The organism is Sporomusa termitida (assembly GCF_007641255.1).
In the GTDB taxonomy this organism is placed as follows: Bacteria; Bacillota; Negativicutes; order Sporomusales; family Sporomusaceae; genus Sporomusa; species Sporomusa termitida.
The window spans coordinates 843,439-862,615 of sequence record NZ_CP036259.1 but is presented as its reverse complement, the minus strand read 5'-3'; the positions used below and the strand labels follow the sequence as shown (position 1 = coordinate 862,615).

General features: G+C 43.8%; 15 protein-coding genes. 6 read left to right on the top strand and 9 right to left on the bottom strand.

What is annotated here, in order from left to right; translation table 11 throughout:
* Window positions 1-132: 132 nt before the first annotated feature.
* From SPTER_RS03850 to SPTER_RS03840, 3 genes are all read right to left on the bottom strand, one after another.
* Window positions 133-1,437: an acetyl-CoA hydrolase/transferase family protein gene (locus SPTER_RS03850; protein WP_170233134.1), complete on the bottom strand. Its 1,305-nt coding sequence runs from the start codon at window positions 1,435-1,437 to the stop codon at window positions 133-135.
* A gap of 341 nt (window positions 1,438-1,778) precedes the next feature.
* Window positions 1,779-3,842, bottom strand: coding sequence for a sigma-54-dependent Fis family transcriptional regulator (locus SPTER_RS03845; protein ID WP_246105475.1), 2,064 nt, complete (start codon window positions 3,840-3,842; stop codon window positions 1,779-1,781).
* A 186-nt stretch (window positions 3,843-4,028) separates the two neighbouring features.
* On the bottom strand, window positions 4,029-5,012 hold the full coding sequence (locus tag SPTER_RS03840) for an AraC family transcriptional regulator (protein ID WP_144349137.1): 984 nt from the start codon (window positions 5,010-5,012) through the stop codon (window positions 4,029-4,031).
* Between SPTER_RS03840 and SPTER_RS03835 the strand changes: the two genes are divergently transcribed.
* On the top strand, window positions 5,005-6,882 hold the full coding sequence (locus SPTER_RS03835; RefSeq protein ID WP_144349136.1) for a TonB-dependent siderophore receptor: 1,878 nt from the start codon (window positions 5,005-5,007) through the stop codon (window positions 6,880-6,882). The genes SPTER_RS03840 and SPTER_RS03835 overlap by 8 nt on opposite strands.
* A 112-nt stretch (window positions 6,883-6,994) precedes the next feature.
* On the opposite strand, the gene rnhA is transcribed toward SPTER_RS03835, so the two are convergent.
* Entirely contained in the window at window positions 6,995-7,720 is a 726-nt protein-coding gene (rnhA, locus tag SPTER_RS03830) for a ribonuclease HI (RefSeq protein WP_144349135.1), read from the bottom strand.
* A gap of 227 nt (window positions 7,721-7,947) precedes the next feature.
* Between rnhA and SPTER_RS25015 the strand changes: the two genes are divergently transcribed.
* Window positions 7,948-8,310: a hypothetical protein gene (locus SPTER_RS25015; RefSeq protein WP_211367445.1), complete on the top strand. Its 363-nt coding sequence runs from the start codon at window positions 7,948-7,950 to the stop codon at window positions 8,308-8,310.
* Between the two features lie 6 nt (window positions 8,311-8,316).
* Window positions 8,317-8,613 carry a hypothetical protein gene (locus SPTER_RS25010; protein ID WP_211367444.1) on the top strand — a complete coding sequence of 99 codons (297 nt, stop codon included), beginning with the start codon at window positions 8,317-8,319 and terminating at the stop codon, window positions 8,611-8,613.
* Window positions 8,614-8,868: 255 nt separating this feature from the next.
* Here the strand turns inward: SPTER_RS25010 and SPTER_RS03820 are convergent, their stop codons facing one another.
* Both SPTER_RS03820 and SPTER_RS03815 read right to left on the bottom strand, forming a co-directional pair.
* On the bottom strand, window positions 8,869-10,092 hold the full coding sequence (locus SPTER_RS03820) for a hypothetical protein (protein WP_211367442.1): 1,224 nt from the start codon (window positions 10,090-10,092) through the stop codon (window positions 8,869-8,871).
* Between the two features lie 782 nt (window positions 10,093-10,874).
* On the bottom strand, window positions 10,875-11,594 hold the full coding sequence (locus SPTER_RS03815; RefSeq protein WP_211367440.1) for a class I SAM-dependent methyltransferase: 720 nt from the start codon (window positions 11,592-11,594) through the stop codon (window positions 10,875-10,877).
* 445 nt (window positions 11,595-12,039) lie between these two features.
* Between SPTER_RS03815 and SPTER_RS03810 the strand changes: the two genes are divergently transcribed.
* Window positions 12,040-13,605, top strand: coding sequence for an ATP-binding protein (locus tag SPTER_RS03810; RefSeq protein ID WP_246105474.1), 1,566 nt, complete (start codon window positions 12,040-12,042; stop codon window positions 13,603-13,605).
* Between the two features lie 51 nt (window positions 13,606-13,656).
* Here SPTER_RS03810 and SPTER_RS03805 read toward each other — a convergent pair whose 3' ends face one another.
* The 3 genes from SPTER_RS03805 to SPTER_RS03795 form a co-directional block, all read right to left on the bottom strand.
* Window positions 13,657-14,145 carry a GNAT family N-acetyltransferase gene (locus SPTER_RS03805; RefSeq protein WP_144349133.1) on the bottom strand — a complete coding sequence of 163 codons (489 nt, stop codon included), beginning with the start codon at window positions 14,143-14,145 and terminating at the stop codon, window positions 13,657-13,659.
* 28 nt (window positions 14,146-14,173) lie between these two features.
* A complete protein-coding gene (locus SPTER_RS03800; protein ID WP_246105473.1) occupies window positions 14,174-14,638 on the bottom strand; it encodes a MarR family winged helix-turn-helix transcriptional regulator in 465 nt (154 codons plus the stop codon).
* A 242-nt stretch (window positions 14,639-14,880) separates the two neighbouring features.
* On the bottom strand, window positions 14,881-15,711 hold the full coding sequence (locus SPTER_RS03795; RefSeq protein ID WP_144349132.1) for an arginase family protein: 831 nt from the start codon (window positions 15,709-15,711) through the stop codon (window positions 14,881-14,883).
* Window positions 15,712-16,038: 327 nt separating this feature from the next.
* On the opposite strand from SPTER_RS03795, the gene SPTER_RS03790 reads away from it, so the two are divergent.
* Together SPTER_RS03790 and SPTER_RS03785 are read left to right on the top strand one after the other, a co-directional pair.
* Window positions 16,039-16,971, top strand: coding sequence for a stalk domain-containing protein (locus SPTER_RS03790; protein WP_144349131.1), 933 nt, complete (start codon window positions 16,039-16,041; stop codon window positions 16,969-16,971).
* 366 nt (window positions 16,972-17,337) lie between these two features.
* Window positions 17,338-19,005: an ATP-binding protein gene (locus tag SPTER_RS03785; RefSeq protein ID WP_144349130.1), complete on the top strand. Its 1,668-nt coding sequence runs from the start codon at window positions 17,338-17,340 to the stop codon at window positions 19,003-19,005.
* Window positions 19,006-19,177 lie beyond the last annotated feature (172 nt).

Below are 19,177 nucleotides of genomic sequence, written 5' to 3'. Positions count from 1 at the left end.
AAGTCTCTCCTTTACTTAAACAATTCGCAAAAGTACTTAGCCATTGGCTTTACCTGTCCCTGTTTAGCCGTTACATTCCAATGCTACTAGGATTTCGGCTTGAGGATGATCTTTGCCGGTATACCGCAATGATTAAAACTTACTGTGAAAAAACTTTTCCCATTCTTTAATAAGTTCGCCTCTAAATTTGGGGTGTGCAATACTTATTAAATCTCTTGCTCTATCGCTTAAGGTTTTACCTTTAATACGAGCAATACCATACTCCGTAACTATATATTCGACCTCTGCTCTCCCGCAAGTTACCGGCGTTCCCTCACTAAAAAAAGGTACTATCTTCGATTTCGTTCCGTTCTGCGCGGTGGAATTGATAACAATTATGGATTTTCCGCCCCTTGAGCGATTGGCACCTCTAATAAAATCTACCTGGCCTCCCGTACCGCTTATTTGGCGCTTTCCTATCGATTCTGACGCCAACTGTCCATAAAAATCCACCTCTACAGTGGAATTAATTGAAACCATATTATCATTTTTCGCAATTATAAAAGGGTCATTTGTATAATCAGCCGGCATCATCTGTATGGCAGGATTGTTATCCACAAAATCATAGAATTTTTTTGTACCCATTAAGAAAGCCACTACTACTTTTCCGGGATTCAGATTTTTCTTTTTATTCGTAATCACTCCAGCCTCAATCAATTCCATAACTCCATCTGAAATCATTTCAGAATGAATTCCCAGATCTTTTTTATCTTTTAAGAAAAGCAGCGTAGCATCCGGCAAACTGCCAATACCAAGCTGTAATGTATCTCCGTCATTTATCAACGAGGCGCAGTTTTCTCCTATTTTTATCTCAACATCAGTTAATGTCGGTCTTCCCAGCTCCGGAATAGGCGCGTTGTATTCAACAAAATGATCGATTTCACTGACATGTACAAAGCTATCGCCCATAGTTCTCGGCATATGCTCATTAACCTGAGCAATAACCAGCTTTGCGCTTCTCACTAAAGCCATAGAGTAGTCAACGGAAACACCGAAACTGCAGTATCCATGCTTATCTGGGGGTGATACCTGCGTTATAAATGTATCTATGGAAATTGTTCCATTCGTAAATAGTAAAGGCACTTCACTTAAGTAGATCGGTGTGAAGTCGGCTCTCCCTTCTTCAATTGCTTTTCTGGTAGTGCCGCCGGCAAACATTGCATTATGCCTGAAATGCTCCGCATTTTCCGGTTTGCAGTATTCACCTTTGCCCATTGGAACAAAATGGACAATTTCCACATCACGGTACAAATCTTTATTAGCTACTAATGCATCCGTAATTCTGCAGGCTTCACCTACTGCATGAGCAAATAATACCCGTGTATCACTTTTGATTTTTTGAACTGCCTCTTCCGCCGTTAGCCTTCTGCTTTCATAATATTCACGCCAGTTAGTCATATTTACCTCCTTTGCAATTTTTACCATAATTAAAATAGTCTATAGATTTTTTTTGAGCTCCCTTCTTTCTATTAAACTTTTTCGCATCTTCATGTAGTTCACATTACTATTATGTACAGGGAAGGGGGAAAATGCGATATATACACATTACATGTAAAGTGTATTGCAAGAAATATACCAATAAAAAAATACTTTGAATTCTAAAGAATTCGAAGTATTTTACAAATAAATTTATTCTTATTTTTCTCAAAATTGAGATAAACAACAGTAATTATTGCTATAAAGTCAAGTATATAGGCTTAGTCTCAAAAACAAGATCCCATCTCAAAAACGAGACAGGATCAATCAATCAATTTATACTTGCTGGCTTTACGATATGTAGTAGCCCGGCCCATTCCTAAATCCTTTGCAACTTCGTCCCAGGAATGGTATTTTCTGTAAGATTCAGCAAGTAAATAAGCCTCTGTTTTCTCTATTGCTTCTTTCATTTTGACATTAGCACTAGGCTTAAATACCTTATCGCGGATATATTCGGGCAAATGCTCCATCGTTAATTCTTCAGCTTGTGTTGTAACTATCATGCGCTCGATCACGTTTTCTAATTCGCGCACATTTCCCTTCCATTGATATTCAACTAATTTGTTAATAACCTGGCTACTAATTGATTTATTATACTTGAATTTTTGGTTATATTTATCAATAAAATACTGTATCAAAATTGGAATATCTTCCTTTCGCTCCCTCAATGGTTGTAAATGGATTGGCACAATCATCAGTCGATAGTACAAATCACTGCGAAAAATTCCGTCGTCTACCATTTTTGCTAAATCACGGTGCGTAGCTGCAATAATCCGCACATTAACATGTATAGGCTTAGTTCCTCCCACCCTCATAAATTCTCTTTCCTGCAGCACTCGCAACATTTTGACTTGAAACGTCGGCGGCATATCACCTATCTCATCCAAAAATAAAGTACCATTATGTGCTAATTCAAACAGCCCTGGTTTACCCTCTTTTTTAGCTCCGGTGAACGCCCCCTTTTCATAACCGAAAAGCTCTGCTTCCAATAGACTTTCCGGCATTGCAGCACAATTTATTTTAATAAAAGGATAATCAATACCTTTACCAAAATTATGAATCAACTTAGCGACCAACTCTTTACCTGTACCGGACTCCCCGGTAATAAGAACAGTAGAGTCGACAGTAGCTACCTTTTGGGCTATCCAGAGGACATGTTCCATAGAGCGACTGCGGAAAATAATTTCATTTGACCCTATATGCATGGAGCGCAGATAGGAAATTTCCGTCTTATAACGCATAGTCTGTTCTCTGGATTTTAGAATATGGTCCCGTAAATGGGTAAGTTCTGTAATGTCACGAACATTGTTAACTACTCTAACTAAATCTCCTTTTTCATCAAAAATTGGATTTCCTGTAACAAGGACAATACGATCTCCTTTAATTTTTTGATTTATTGTGACACTCCTTTTATTTTTTATCACTTGCAGAGTAGCTGACTGGTCATAATAGCCCTCATTTACTAAATCTCTCATATTTTTACCGATAACTTCGTCAGCCTTAAAGCCTGTTAGTCGCTCATACGCAGTATTCATACGCAGTACTACGCCATTATTGTCTGTAACAGTCAACCCATCATAAGACGAATTAATAATAGACTCCAAATCACGGGTAAGATTCTTAAATTCATCAAGGTCATAAGCAACTTGTTTTAATATGGATATATCCTGAAAAACAGATATTGCTCCTATAGTTTTTCCATTACTTTTTATGGGTAAAATGTCATTGATGACAAGAACATTGCCAACTTTAACTTTTTGTCTAAATAGGGGTTGTTGCTTTTCCATACTTTGTAAAAATGGCATGTCAGGAATAATATCCGTAACGTAACGATTTATAATATCTACTTTTTCCTGACGCAACAATTTAGAGACAGTCTGATTGACGATTCTAACAAATCCACTACTATCCAAAACAATAATGCCAGTTTCAGTAGCGTTAATTACACTTTCAAATTTTTCCTTATATGAATTCAAAAATTCTGTTAAACCATTAATAATAGCTGTTTGCGTAATGATTCCTTTTATATGCCCTTGTCCATCGACTACAACTGCTTGACTCGCATTTTCAGCTAAATACCATGCGTCAGCGTTTTCTAAAATACAGGGTACATTTTTAAGCAGGCCTTTCACCTGATCTTTTGATTTTGTCTCAAAAGTAAACAGACCTCTTAGCAATATTTCTTGAGTAATTACACCAATATATTGTTGTTTATTGTCAATTACAGGTATAAAATCGAAATTATGCTTATTTTCATCAAATTTTAATTCATGAATATCTGCAAGAGCTACCGGTTGTACTTCAATCATGAGGTCTTCTGCCTTCACAATATTTCCCCCCTTGTATCAAATAACGCTTACAGAAAAACTAAGGGCCCCTCGGAAATAAAATGACCATTGCTAGACGAATGTACGGCTAAATTCAATCTATTAAACATTAATGAAAGATGTTTCGCCTTTCTGCATATGTGCCAAAAAGGACCATCCCATAGTCACACTAGCCCTGCAGCCGTTTTACAACCCGAATGATTTACGGAAATGGCGGGGCGGAAAACCGTGAACCCGTTTAAAAGCGGCGGAAAATTTGCTGGAGTTTTCATAGCCTACCTTGACAGCAATGTTTTGGATGCTCAGCCCATCATTCCATAACAGACGCATAGCATATTTCATTTTTTCCCGGCGTACATAACCGGCGATAGTCATCTTATACTGCTCCTTAAAACACCGGTAAAGCTTAGGTACGCTCATGCCGGCGACAAGCGCCAGCTGGCCGATGGTGGGTGCCTGGAGGATGTTCTTGTCAAGCTCGGCTTTGACCCGCTCCAGATATATATAGTTCTGATAGGTGACGTGGCTTTTGCGTTCGCTTTTCTGATGCCTTTTCCAGGAGTATTCGTCCTGGATATTGCGCCGGATCAGGGCCAGGATTTCAATCATTTTACTTTCATAATACATGGGAGAAAGCTTGTCGTTGCGTACCGCCGCTTTCAGCTGTTCGAAAACTAGTTGAATATCAGGTGCATCATAATGCCGTTTTTCCCAGCGGGCGGCATCCTGTACCGTAAACGGGCGCTCCAGCGGATGGCTGTTTAAATAGGCGGCAAGAAACTCCCCGCTAACCGCGATCGCGGTATATATCAGTCGCTCAGCAGGCTGAAACATCATCCTGACAGCTTTTTCCCTATAGACAAGCAAGTGAATGCCCCGCTGCAGGCGCCGGGCTTTTTTGCCATTTTCATGGATGGTTATAGCGCCGCTGTCGAGGGAAAGCAAATACAGCCAGGACTGCGGCAGGGTGTAAATCAAAGTAATGGCTTCTTCCAACTGGGCATAGGTTGTGGTGGCCAGCAAACCCGCGGCAGGAAAAATATCCCTGATCCAGCTGTTTATCCCGGGGTGTTGGGTGGAAAGAGAATAGATCAAACCATCGCTGGAGCCGGCCTGATGGTACCCCAGCCTGGCCGCCAGACCGGCGCTGTTTAACTGCGTTATGCTCATTGTTGTCCTTGATCTGGCCCAGGCCGTGGAATACAGCGCCGGGGTCCACGCCAATCTGTACGGCAATGACACCCGCTGGAACTGGAGCTATGTCCGGGGCTTCAGTGTCGGTAACAGCAACACCACTGTCGATGGCTTGCAGTTGTTTGACAATGGCAATTTCGGGATATGGGACTTTGAAACCTACGGGATGGAGCAAGTGGGTATTATCAAGGGACCGGCCTCTGTCACCTATGGCGGCAGCTCGCCCGGCGGGCTGTTTAATATGACGACCAAGCGGCCGACCTCCCAAACGGTCAGGGAAGTCCAGCTTCAGGGCGGCACCGACAGCTTTAAAAGTGCCGCCATTGATATTGGCGGCCAGGCTGACGGGCAGGAAAAGGTCACCTTCCGGCTGACCGCTCTCGCCAGGGACCGGGATTTGCCGGCTAACTACACCTGGTCGAAACGGACATTTATTGCGCCTTCCCTCGGCTGGCAACCGGATAAGGACACTAATATCACCTTTCAGGCCCATTATTTGAAGGATAGGCTGGCAGGCGGCGGCCAGGCGCTTAAGGTATATTACCCGAACCACAGCCTGTACGGATTTTCGGAAAAGCTAAATCTGGGGGAAAATGGCTGGGGCGGTTATGAACGGGAGCAATACTATTTCGGTTATCTGCTGGACCACACAGTTAACAAGGTCTGGACGCTGCATCAGAATTTCCGCTACGGTCAGGTGGACATGCGGTACAATATGACCGGGAGTACGCTGCAGGAAGACGGACGGACGCTGAAACGCACCGCTTACATTTATGATGAGACGCTGGATGCCTATACGTTTGACACTTACGGCGAAGCCAAATGGACGGGCGGCGCGGTCGAGCATACTGCCCTGGTAGGGATTGATTACCGTCATGCCGACTGGACCAATCGCTATGTCAAGTGGGCGATCACCGATCTGGATATTTACGACTTAAATTACACCGGTTCGGTCACTGAGGTGTATGCGCCGGTTATCTATAAAGCCAAGGCCAAACAAACCGGGATTTATCTGCAGGATCAGATGAAATTCGGCGGCAAGTGGGTGGCAACCGTAAGCGGCCGCCAGGACTGGTATCAGTTGAACGGCGTCAATCCCCAGACCGGAGACAAAACAACGATTGACCAGGATGCCTTTACCGGCCGGGCCGGCCTGGTCTATCATGCCACCAGCGAACTGTCGCCATATATCAGCTACTCCGAATCCTTTGAGCCTCAGTCCGGTGCCGACCGGAATAAAAATCCTTTTAAACCGACTACCGGCCGGCAATACGAACTGGGCGTACAATATGAACCGCAAAACAGGAATGCCCGCTTTACAGCGGCGGTCTTTGATTTGCGCAGGCAGAATGTTTTGACCGCAGACCCGTTAAATACAGAAAATGAATATTATAATGTACAAACCGGTGAAGTCACTTCCAAAGGCCTGGAACTGGAAGCCAATGTAGCCTTGAGCAACCTGAATCTCACAGCTTCCTATACTTTGCTCAACGCTAAAACCACTAAGAGCAATACGGCTGCGGAAGTGGGCCTGCGCACCACCGGCGTGCCCCGCCAGAGCGCCTCATTATGGGCCGACTATGCCGTGCCGGGAACAAAGCTGAAAGGCCTGGGAATCGGAGCCGGCGTGCGGTATATTGGACCGACCTACTTTTCCGCCAACACGGTCAGACTGGGCGGCGTGGTCGTGGCCGATGCCCAGCTTCATTATGAAACGGCCGGCTGGCGCTATGCGCTCAATGTCCGCAATGTATTCGACAAACAGTATCAAACCTATGCTTACAGCACGTATGGCGTTGCCGGTGAAGGGCGGGCCGTCTTGCTGACCGCCACCCACAGGTGGTAAGGATAACACAGGGTAAATAAAATAATTTGCTGGCAGTACGGCTTCATTACCTGGAGCCGTACTGCCTTTTTGTGTGCAAGGCTAAATATCAGGAAGGGGGGATTCTCTATATTTAGCCCCGCTTCTTACCCTGCCAGCCGTTTTTTTCAGCCTCGTTAATTGCTGCGCCTACTGCCAACTCGTCGCAGCGTTCATTCATGGGGTTACCATGATGTCCTTTTACCCACATCCAAACTACCCTGTGAATACTTCTTAACCGGTCAAGCTCTTGCCATAGTTCTTTATTAAGAACCGGTGTACCCGCTTTCGTGATCCAACCCGTCCTTTTCCACTTTTCTACCCAGCCATCTGCAAACCCCTTACGTAAATATTGACTGTCAGTATGTAAAATGATGTCAGCCGGCTGATCAAATAATCGCAGGGCCTCGATGGCAGCCTGCATTTCCATGCGGTTGTTAGTGGTTGATAACTCCGCACCAACCAATTCCTTAACAGATTTACCAACCTGGATAACCGCAGCATACCCGCCAGGCCCACCAGGATTTTTTAAGCATGAACCGTCTGTGTAAATAATAATTTTACCTTCGTCATATTCTTTTTGCGGCTGAGCTGGAGCCGGTGACGGAATCGCCTTGCCAGCTTTGCATTTTTTTGGTTTTTCAGCAAGAGTGGTACTGGACTGCGAAGGTCCGGCAAGAAAGCCCCTGGCATCCGCTTCTGTGACAAACCCTTTAAAACTAGCGCTTGGATATCCATCAACCTGTGCTTTGCACTCTTCCCATGTCCGGTAAATGCCCGGGACACGGCCTGTTTTTACAGCATAAAAACGCTTGGCCATTACGTCTCTCCTCCCTACATATATACAGGCTAGCTAAAGCATTAACCCCAAATTGCCCAATGTCTATTTCTATATTAAAACATAGTCAGAATCCACTCAACGCAACCTATTAAGATTTATTAAACTTTCAGCCTTGAGAATGTACTAAAATTAAAACTCCAAAATCGAGACGATTTTTCGTCTTTCTACCGTTATAATTAAACTAAAAAAGTGAGGGAGATCCATGTATGACAATAAAGAAAAAAACATATTTTAATCCAGGTTGTGCCTTAAGTATATATAAGCCTGAAATCGAAAATAAAATAGTAAAGTTTTTAAACGAAAACTACGGGGTAACTGCACTGCACAAGATATGCTGCCGCCATGAACCACAGCTGGAGGCAGGCTCGTTGATTATTAATGTATGTGCTGGCTGTGACAGGCGCTTCAGAAGCTTATATGACGGCATATCCACAATCTCTTTATGGGAAGTGCTTGATGGCTTGGATGCATTTCAGTACCCAGACTACCAAGGTTTGAAGGTGTCGGTACACGATGCCTGTCCTGTACGGGAAAAACCGCAAGTCCATCAGGCTGTACGAAATTTGTAAAAAAAAATGAATATTGATGTTGTGGAAACAAAGTTTTACGGTTCTCAGTCCATATGCTGTGGCGACAATTTTTATCCTGCGCTGCCAATAGACAAGGTTCATAAAAAAATGCAAGAACGAGCAGTCTCGATGCCTTGCGAGGCTGTTTGCGTCTACTGTATTTCGTGTATCAAATCAATGTATATTGGTGGCAAAACACCGCGCTATTTGGTGGATCTCCTAATGAACGAAGCAACCGAGCCGCAGATATACGATACGGTACAGTGGCACAACCAACTGCAAGACTATATTGATAACCACTGATTGGGCCATTTTTCCCAGAAAAAACTATCTCAGCAAATTTCAATGCAAGTATAAAAAACTCCTGCCACTCCCATAGGGTTGACAGAAGTCTTATTATAGCTCACAGCAACCTATCAACTTATTTTTCTAAATACAGACTCGTTGGATAAATAATAAAATGCGCCTGAGTAAGCCGTGATAGGCAACCAGGCGCATCTTATTGTACTTTTAACCCGAAATCATCCTAAGTTTTTGAGCCCCAGCAGCTATAGGCTGCTAAGTCAGTCTATAGACAGACCATACAGTCCCTGTCGAAGCACCGCCGATGTCGATAGCAAGGCCCAATCCATTGGCAACATAGAAGAGGCCGATAACATCACCTGCGTCTAATTGAACTTCGCCGGTTATTGTAACTGTGCCATTTCCTAGTATTGTTCTCAAGGTTAATAGAGTTACACTAACATTTAATAGAGGAAATAATCCACTAATTAAATCCGTAGTGGTCGGACTAGTTCTTCTGATTACAAAGGCGGGATTAACACCGGCACCAAGAGAAATCGATATCGCTGCAGTGACTGAATAGTTTATAGTTGCGGCAACAGAGTATACCCCGGTAGCCGGAACGGTGTAATTCCCTGTCGCTTCGTCAAAGTTAGGGCTATCAAAATAAGGTGCCGTCACAGTCCAATCAATTAGCTGTGAACTATTAGAAGCCGAGAATGTATCAATGAACGCGGAAAAGCCTTCTTGCGATACATTGGGACCGGTGGCTCCAGTAGCCCCAGTTTCGCCGGTGGCCCCAGTGGCCCCGGTAGCCCCAACAGCTCCCGTTTCGCCGGTAGCCCCAGTGGCTCCGGTAGCCCCAACAGCTCCCGTTTCGCCGGTAGCCCCAGTGGCTCCGGTAGCCCCAACAGCTCCCGTTTCGCCGGTAGCCCCAGTGGCTCCGGTAGCCCCAACAGCTCCCGTTTCGCCGGTAGCCCCAGTGGCTCCGGTAGCCCCAACAGCTCCCGTTTCGCCGGTAGCCCCAGTGGCTCCGGTAGCCCCAACAGCTCCCGTTTCGCCAGTAGCCCCAGTGGCTCCGGTAACTCCGGTTTCTTGCGGGACTTCAGCTAATGCTAGAAATGCTTTACTGTTCACTATGCCTGAGTAAGCCGCAGTATTTAAACTTCTATTAACTAGTCTTAATGTTATTGGTACGCTGTCGACCTGTAGTAAAACAAAACCAACAACTTCGCCTATTTTCATGGGCGATTCTCCCGAAAATTCCGCTCCCTGCGAGGTTATAATAGCAAAGTTTATACCGCTGCTTCCGAGTGTGGACTGGGTTGCCACCCACCAATTGACAAGATACCTGCCAGCTTTGTTAATTGTTATAATACCCGTGGCAGGATCATAACTTACCAAGCCGAAACTGTCCAAAATATTATCAAAAATTACATTGGCACCTGAGTTGATGATTCCGTCCAGCTGCCGCTGAAGCTGTAAACCTATGGTATCCACATTATCCCTCCATTAAAATAATGAAATTACAGGCTTAACCAAACTTACCTATAAGATTGCAGACATCAATATTGTCAATAATCAATCAAAATCACAATGGCCACATTAACATTGGTTAAAACTGTCTGTGCGCGTTACAGCGAAGTCTGTCGACCTGGCGCTGCCTTTTAAATGAGTTAGCTAGAGTTAATTACAATATCATATGAGTTTTTTATGTAAATTGTTAATGAACAATTTGATCTTTTGCAGGAAGACTAAAAGAGACAGTTGTTGAAAACAACTAGTGGTCTGGCTACATTAAAAGCGTAAAAGATTCGCGGGGATTTTTTTGCAAGGCGAGGCGGAGGACGCTAACTGCTTCAGTAAGATCTGCTGGTAGGTGATATGTCTCACCTCTCAAAAAGACAGGCAAATTATAAAATGATATTAGGAAACTATTAAATATCAATAATTTAATCCGTTATAGTTAAGTTAGAATCTTTCTTGCCACTGAAACAATGCTTGGCAATTGGTCCCCATCATATATTGAAGCTAAATAAGTGCCCTCGCCAATAATGGTGAGGGCACTTATTTAGCTTGCTCGAGGCCGCCTGCCTGTAAACGGCCTGGTTTTTCGACATTGCCGAAACTCCGTTAAAATTCATCTGCTGATCATCTCCCACACAAAAAAACCATCTCTAAGTTTAATATCGTATTCTTTAGAAACTGATTAAGTAATACAGGGTTCCAAATCTAACATCAGCCTAAAATTGTCCAACCTGACACAACATCCCTAAGATAACTCAGGGCTTCCTGGCTCTTAAAAATAAAAAGTGTGGTTTTTTGCGCAGCCTTTCATACTCATTAGGTTGTTCTTCCTTAAATTTCTCTGTTGGCATAGGCTCCTGTAATTGATCAATTATAAATCCTGCACCAAGCACAGATGAGATAATGGCACTTAAAGGCCGCCTGTAAAAATTGACCTTCACCCTTCCCGTAGGCGTTTCCCATTCGTCAGCCAACAATTCCGTGAGAAAATAATTCTCTTTTTTAAATACAGCAAAATCCATAAACGGATGATGGACAGAAAATATGAGCATGCCTTCCTTTACAAGTATCCTGTGGAATTCGTTCATTACAACCGTCCAGTCTTTTAAGTAATGCAGCGTCAGGGAAGAAATTATGATATCTTGGGATTGATCCCCGATAAAATCAAGCGGTCTGTTTAAATCGGCCTGAATAATCTCCGCCCGGTCGCCGACCCTTTTTCTGGTCATCTCAATCATCCGGGGGCTGAAATCCAGGGCTGTGACGGCCGCATCTCTTGCCAGTAGCCACTGGGTGTACCAACCGGCCGCACAGCCGGCATCGACTACCCTTTGGCCCGCAATGTCGGGAAGCAGGGACAAGGTTGCCGGCCTTTCATAGTAAGCATTATAGCTTTTGTTATCAACATCGTTAAGGTAGTATTCAGCCATGCTTTCATAAGCAGCCAGTGAAACAGAGTCGTTATGAATCTCCATAAATTCTCACCTCTTTGTCTGATCAGATGCCACTGTAGCTTATCAGCCCAAATCCAGTGTATACTGACGGTCTATTTTTCGCAACCCTTCGTTGTCGTCAGTCAGCATACGTCCGGTATGCCTCCCTTCCGCCTTGGTTTGCGAAGAATAGCCTCGCCATTATTCTACCGTTTTAGGAGCTGACAAGCTACTAGCAGTTTTGCGCCGCAAATAAGCATTGGCGGCACCAAAGTGTGATAGATATTTATTATACCGCAATATACCCAATGTTATCTATTTTATCAGGTTATACTTTATTAAAAAAGGAGAATTCATACTTTTGTGGTATATTAAAATGTAAATAATTGTATTATCAGGAGAATTTATGGATCTTTTTTACATAACGATAATTAGTGCAATAGCCGGCACATTGTCTATGATATTTGTATATATACATTTATATTTTATGTACCGTGAACGCCATATTGGCCTATGGGCGCTTGCCTGGTTCCTGCTGTTAATGCGTAATATCTTTTTTGACTCCGGGATATTCGACTGGAAACAGTCTATATTATTTTTTTTAATATATCAGCTATTGTTTATTGGCTGTAGCCTGACCTTTGTCTGGGGCACTTATCGCTTCATTGACAGACCCTTTAACAGATTCTGGCTATATGGAGCGATCAGCGCCTCTTTATTGAGTATGGTATGCTTTTTATTATCGGCCCCGATTACTTATACCTTAATCCTGCCCACCTGGTTTGCCGGTATAGTGCTGGCCTGGATAGCCGCAGTTTTCCTCCGGCAGGTGGAGGTAACCGGAATGGGACGAATCATAACCGGTGTCGCCTTCACCCTCTGGAGCATCCTCACTATAGCTATGCCTTTTTATATCCAAGCCTTTCCGCTCGTCATAACTATCATCAGCGGCATTCTGCGACTGATAATTGCCATTAGTACGGTAATAGTATTTTTAGAAAAAAGCCGGCTGGATTTAATCAATAAGGAAACGCAGTACCGGTTGCTTGCGGAAAACGCAGCCGATACCATCTATTTCTATCAAATCTATCCTACAGCCCAACTCCAGTATGTTAATCCGGCGGTTCACCTGCTTACTGGCTATACGCCTGAAGAATTTTACAAAAATAACAGGCTGGTCTTTGCCTTAATACATGCTGATGATCGGCGCTTGCTCGAAAATTTTATCCGTGATTTTCCCAAATCTATTGAGACAACAGTAACATTACGGCTGGTGCGAAAAAATAAGATAAGCCTATGGATCGAGCAGAAATGTACAGCGATTTATACTAGTCATGGTAAAATTGCCGCATTGCAGGGTATTATCCGGGATATCACATCCCGGAAGGATTTAGCGCTGGATCGAATGACGATGGTAGGAAATATGGCCGCAACGGTCGCTCATGAAATCCGCAATCCTATGACCACCGTGCGTGGTTACTTACAGCTTATGGGAGGCAAGGAAACATACCAGACTGATAAAAAAAAGTTTGAACTAATGCTTGAGGAAATCGACCAGGCCAATTCCATTATTAACGAATACCTGTCTCTATCACGGTCAAAATTTTCAAACTTCGAGCTATGCTCCTTAAATGCGATCATTGAAGCGTTATTACCCCAGATTCAGGCCGATGCCACTTCTGCAGCTGTGTCTGTAGCCCTTGACCTTAATATCATCCCCGAACTCCTTTTAGATGAAAATGAAATTCACCAGTTGCTGTTAAACCTGGTGCGTAATAGTATTGAGGCTATGCCGGCAGGAGGCAGTCTGGTTATTAAAACCACCCACGCGACTGGCCAGGTTATTTTATCTGTCTGTGACCAGGGACTAGGTATTCCTGCTTACATACTTGATAAATTAGGCACCCCTTTTATTACCAGCAAAAATACCGGCGCCGGTTTGGGTATTCCTATATGCTACCAGATAGCCCATAGACATAATGCTCTTATCAAGATTAATACCAGTGCTGAAGGAACTATCTTTTTAGTTTACTTCAATACCACATCAGCATAAACTAAAATTGGCTTTAAGATTACTCTGCAAGGGTTTAGGCTGCATTTTTTATTACACAACAAACTTATAAAACCTTGTGTCCACCTTCATAACCGGAAACCGGCTGGGCAATAGCTCCCGGGGTATTTGCACGAAGCGGTTTTTTTCATAAAACCGGTGGGCCGCTAAAAATTTCGCCGTTGTACCCAGGTAAATTTCACGCAGCTCCTTTTCCTGGGCCCAGGCCAGTAATTCGCCGAGCAACAGTGTCGCTGTATTATACATTTTGCCTCGATAAGCGGTTTTCACGAACATTTTCCTTAGGGCCCCCTGCTGATTGCCAATATCGATCAGGGCAATCGTGCCTACAATCTCGGTACCACAACTGGCCAGCCAGAAATTGCCGCAGCCTGACTGATAAAAATGGGGAATATCGCTTAAATCCGGCTGATCTTCTTTCCCGATAGGAATATTGAATTCATTTTGCTGTATATGGAGGATTAACTTAACGACTTCATCTTCATATTCCGGGGAAAACCTGCGAATGATAATGTTTGGCAAGGGATTATGCCTCCTTTGTTAAATCCTATTAATCATAATCTTCATTGTATGACTTTAACGCTTTCCAATCTAATTCAATGTTTTCACGCATTTTTTTTAGCAGGCGATGAACAAGGTCTCTTTCTGCCTGAGTAAAGCCTTGCAAACAAATTTCAATATTCCGGTTCTCTTCCTGAATGAGATAGGAATAAATTTTTTGCGCCTTTAAGGAAGGAAACAAATGCCACATCCGCTTGTCCATGCTATCCCGTGTCCGCCATACATAATCTTCGGCCAGCAGCTTCTGTATGGCCTTAGTTGTTGTTGCCTTATCCACCTTGAGAATATTGGAAAGATCAATTAGATTAATACCCGGGTTTTCGCAAATGCGGGTAAAAAAAATAAACTGTCCCCGCTGCAACTTAAACTCCCGAAATTTAATGTCGCTAATCGACTGAATACAGCGGGACAGCATGCCCACCTCCCGCAAAATCTCATTTGTTAAATTAGGCATGTAAAACCTCCATTTAAGTAGTTGATATTTCAACTACTTAAATTTTATCGCCAACTAGTTGAAATGTCAACTAGTTGGCAATAAATATTCCCCACCTAAAGGGAAAGATATTGTTTTGCATTTAGCATAGTATCGTGCCCGTTCCCCACTGTATTGAATCTTCTGTCGGCAATAGCAGGCCCGCTCTACCCGGCGCAGAAAAGCACAGCAAAATAATACCACGTCCCTGTCCGGTTCGCCGTCTATAATCTAACCCCTATTTCAATAATGTCCGCCAACAAGTCAATTCGACCGATTCCGGAATTCTGGTATTCAAAAAGACCCAAACCGACCAGTTTGAATTCTTGATCAAGCTTCTTTAAGAGTTCTTTAAACGTATTAATCCTCATCCCTGCCGGCGCCGGCACGGGAACATGGGGGAATTCAACAAAATCAAGTACATCCAGATCAATGTGAATATAAATATTAGCAGACCCCTTCATTTTAACTGCTTCAATTACCGAATCCGCCTTTTGCTCAATAGCTGTTACGTCAAACACACGGATATTCTGGTCAGCAATATATTCTTTTTCGGCGGCATCTAAATCCCGAACCCCCAGCATAATAAGTTGCGCCGGCAGTAAATGGGGCTGCGTCAATTTTACAATTTCGCCTTCCCCCTCCCCCAGCAGAGCCCGTAAAGGCATTCCATAAAAGTACCTGCTGGCAGAGGACGCCGGTGTATTCATATCGCCATGCGCGTCAAACCATAAGACTGTCAGGTCGCCCTTCAGCCTGTCATTTAAATACGCAATTGGTGCGACATCAGCATCACACCCCCCGCCGACCGTAAATATTGTTTCCGGCTGGGTTTGCCTGATCAGATCTTTTGCCTGTGCAAGCTGCCGAAAAATCTCGGCATATCCGACAATGTTATGCCTGGCTGCACTAACCGCTGCGGTGCTGACTGCCACTTCTGCAAGCTTGACCCCTTGGCAATAATTATGCTTTAATTCCAGGGCCCCCTCATAGGTTGACAGATCTTGTCCGCCGCCTTGCCATTGGGGAAAAAATAAATTCATGTGTTTTTTCATTGTGCATACTGCCTTTCGTATTATATTATCAACTGGCAAAACAGTTAACTCTCGGCTATTCTAATATTTCAAAACCAACAAAAAAACTCCTGCAAAACCGGAAATAAGAGTTACTTTTCTGCGGAACCAGCGTTAATTATATTAGTAGTCCACCAAGCCCAAATCTACAGTGTTCTTGGCGCGAGATTTCCCGTCCAGCTTCGTTGTCGTCGCCTCACATATGTCCGATATGCAGGGCTCCTTCGCCTTGCTGGGCGAAAAATCTCGCGCAATTCAGCCTATAGCTTTAGACTTGGCGGACTACTAGATACGACTAAAGGAGGAACTATGAAAAATTTATTGATCGCCCTATTAATGAGCATAACCCTAATCGTACAGGCAGCGCCTGGCACTGCCGCGCCGGCCTTGCCTCAACCCGAGCGCAACGTATTGATAACCGCAGGGGAAATTACCGCAATCGGTGAAAACAGCGTTACAATTGCCGGTAAAGGCTCTCTGGAAGAGATTGTCCTTCATATTCAGCCTGACACACATATCCGGGCTGGAGTGGATGGTGGAAAAATTCAGTTTTCCGAACTAAAGGAAGGCGACAAGATTACTGCCTACTATGGGCCCCGGCTGATGAAAAGCCTGCCGCCCCAGGGCTACGCCCTGGCCTTGATTACCGGTGACAGCAGCAGCGGCAAGTATCTGCAGGTTGCCGGCGTGGAAGCAGGCACTGACGGTAGTGTACGGGTGCTTTCCAGCAATCGGGATCAGCTTATTACTATCCGGCCTGACGTATTTGGCGCAATTGCCGATATAAAGAAAGGCTCTGAACTGCTGGTATGGTATGATGTTATGACAATGAGTATGCCGGGGCAGGCCGGAGCAACCAAGGTGGTGGCGCTGCAACCCGGGTATGATATCCGGGTTCACCCCCTGGCCGGTGTCATTGTGATACAGGGCCAGGAGCTGCCTTTACACAGTGATAATATCATCCGTACTGACGAACATACTGTCATGCTGCCGCTGCGGATTGTTGCCGAACACCTCGGCTATAGGGTTATCTGGTCTGATGAGGATGCCAGCATTGAGCTCCAGGCTAACAACCAAACCGTAGCGACGCTGGCCATTGGCAGCACTTTATATAAAAATCAAGAAACAGAGCTTGAATTGGCCTACCCGCCGGAAATCGTCCGGGGAAAAACCTTGGTGCCGGTCGAATTCTTTACCGAGGTTTTGCAATTGCGTGTGCAAATCAATACAGGCCATATTTAACGGTAAGCTGATCTGGCCGCCAGCGTAAACCCAGGGGGCCAGCAGACACCACCACCGGTAAACGGCAGAGGCCATAGTAATTAACTATGGCCTCTGCGGACTGTGACAGAGATTTATTAACATGATCTGCTACACAGGTCTTAATTAACGACAAAATTAGACATTGACGTGCATATTTTTAATTCTATATAATTAATTGCATAGAGTACCATGAAATATTCATATTTTTATGCAGTCATTTAACTAATTTGCGAATATTAGCAACGGCCATCTAATTAGATGGTTTTTTTCTTAAGCTGTAATTGCGGATACACATCAAATTACAGGAGCTAGTTTTGATTTTAAAATTGGTAATTAGGAGCAGTCATGGATTATGTTCAGTTAGCAGTAATTGGCTCATCAATTGGCACGGCTTCCATAGTTCTTATTTATTTATATCTGTATGCACTGTATGGCCAGCATTATATGGGCATATGGGCTGCCGGCTGGCTTATCCTGCTAGCGCGCTATATGGTATTTGATCTAGGGTTACTGCCTTGGAAACAGTCAGCCTTAGGTATGACTGCATATCAAATGATGATTATAATCAGTATGTTCCTGTTTGTGTGGGCCACTTACCTTTATACCAACAAGCCCTTTAACAAATGGTGGCTATATGGAACTGCTACCATCGCTGTCATAAGTTTAACAATGAACAGTCTGAGCTTGCCGCTAATTTATAAATTAATGCCTTCAATCTATTTTGGGTGCTTCGTCTGTATATGGATTGGCTTAATCTTCATCCATAATTTCCAACTAAAAGGCACTGGTCATCTGATTACGGGTTATTCCTACATTGCCTGGAGTCTCCTCAATCTGGTTGCCCCTATTTCGCTTAGTGGCACATGGTTCCTGCCCTGGGCGCACGCCCTCGGCGGCATATTCCGCCTATTTATAGCGATAGGTACATTAATGGTCTATTTGGAGAATACAAGAACTGATTTAGTAAATAAAGAAACGCAGTATCGTTTGCTTGCGGAAAACGCTGCCGATACAATCTATTTCTATCAAATCCACCCTACAGCCAAACTCCAGTATATCAATCCGACTGTTCATTTGCTCACTGGTTATGCACCTGAAGAATTTTACAAAAATAATAATCTAGTTTTGGATTTGCTGCATGCCGATGACCGTCGCTTAGCCGAAGATTTTATCCGTGACTTCCCCCGATCAATTGAATCACCGCTAACATTACGGCTGGTGCGAAAAGATAAAACAACCCTATGGATTGAGCAGAAGTGTACGCCGATCTATGATAAATATGGTAATTTTACTGCTTTGCAAGGTATTATCCGGGATGTTACCCCCCGGAAGGATTTAGAAAAAATAACCTCAATGCTGGATCGAATGACTATGGTAGGAAGTATGGCTGCAACAGTCGCTCATGAAATCCGCAATCCCATGACCACAGTGCGTGGTTATTTACAGCTTATGGGCAGAAAAGATAAATACCAAACCGATAAACAGAAGTTCGAGTTAATGATTGAGGAAATTGACCGGGCTAATGCGATTATTAGTGAATACCTGTCTTTATCACGGGAAAAGTTTTCCAACTTTGGGATGTGCTCCTTAAATACTATCATTGAAGCGTTATATCCCTTGCTTCAGGCCGATGCCACTGCGGCAGCTGTATCTGTAACCCTTGACCTTAATACTATCCCCGAACTCCTTTTAGACGAAAACGAAATTCGCCAGTTGTTGTTAAATTTAGTGCGTAATGGTATTGAAGCCATGCCAGCAGGAGGCCGCCTGGTTATAAAAACTGCCTTTGAGGCTGGCAAAGCGGTCTTATCTGTCAGTGACCAGGGGCCGGGTATTCCCGCTCCTATACTAGAAAACTTAGGCACCCCTTTTATTACTACTAAAAATACCGGTACGGGTCTAGGCATCCCCATCTGTTACCAGATAGCGCACAGACATAATGCTACTATTAAAATCCATACCAGTTCTGAAGGGACTACTTTTTTAGTCTACTTCAATCCTCCTGCCGCATAAAAAAGCAAATTAACTTTAAACCTTTTTCAGAAGTAACCTACTCTCTGAAAAAGGTTTTTTTATGCCTAAAATTATACTTTTTTCGTCAGCTTCTTACAATTTTTATAGGGAATATGTTCATCGCCTCCGTATTCTTCACTGTGCGGGGGGGTGTTAGCTGTGAATACATAAA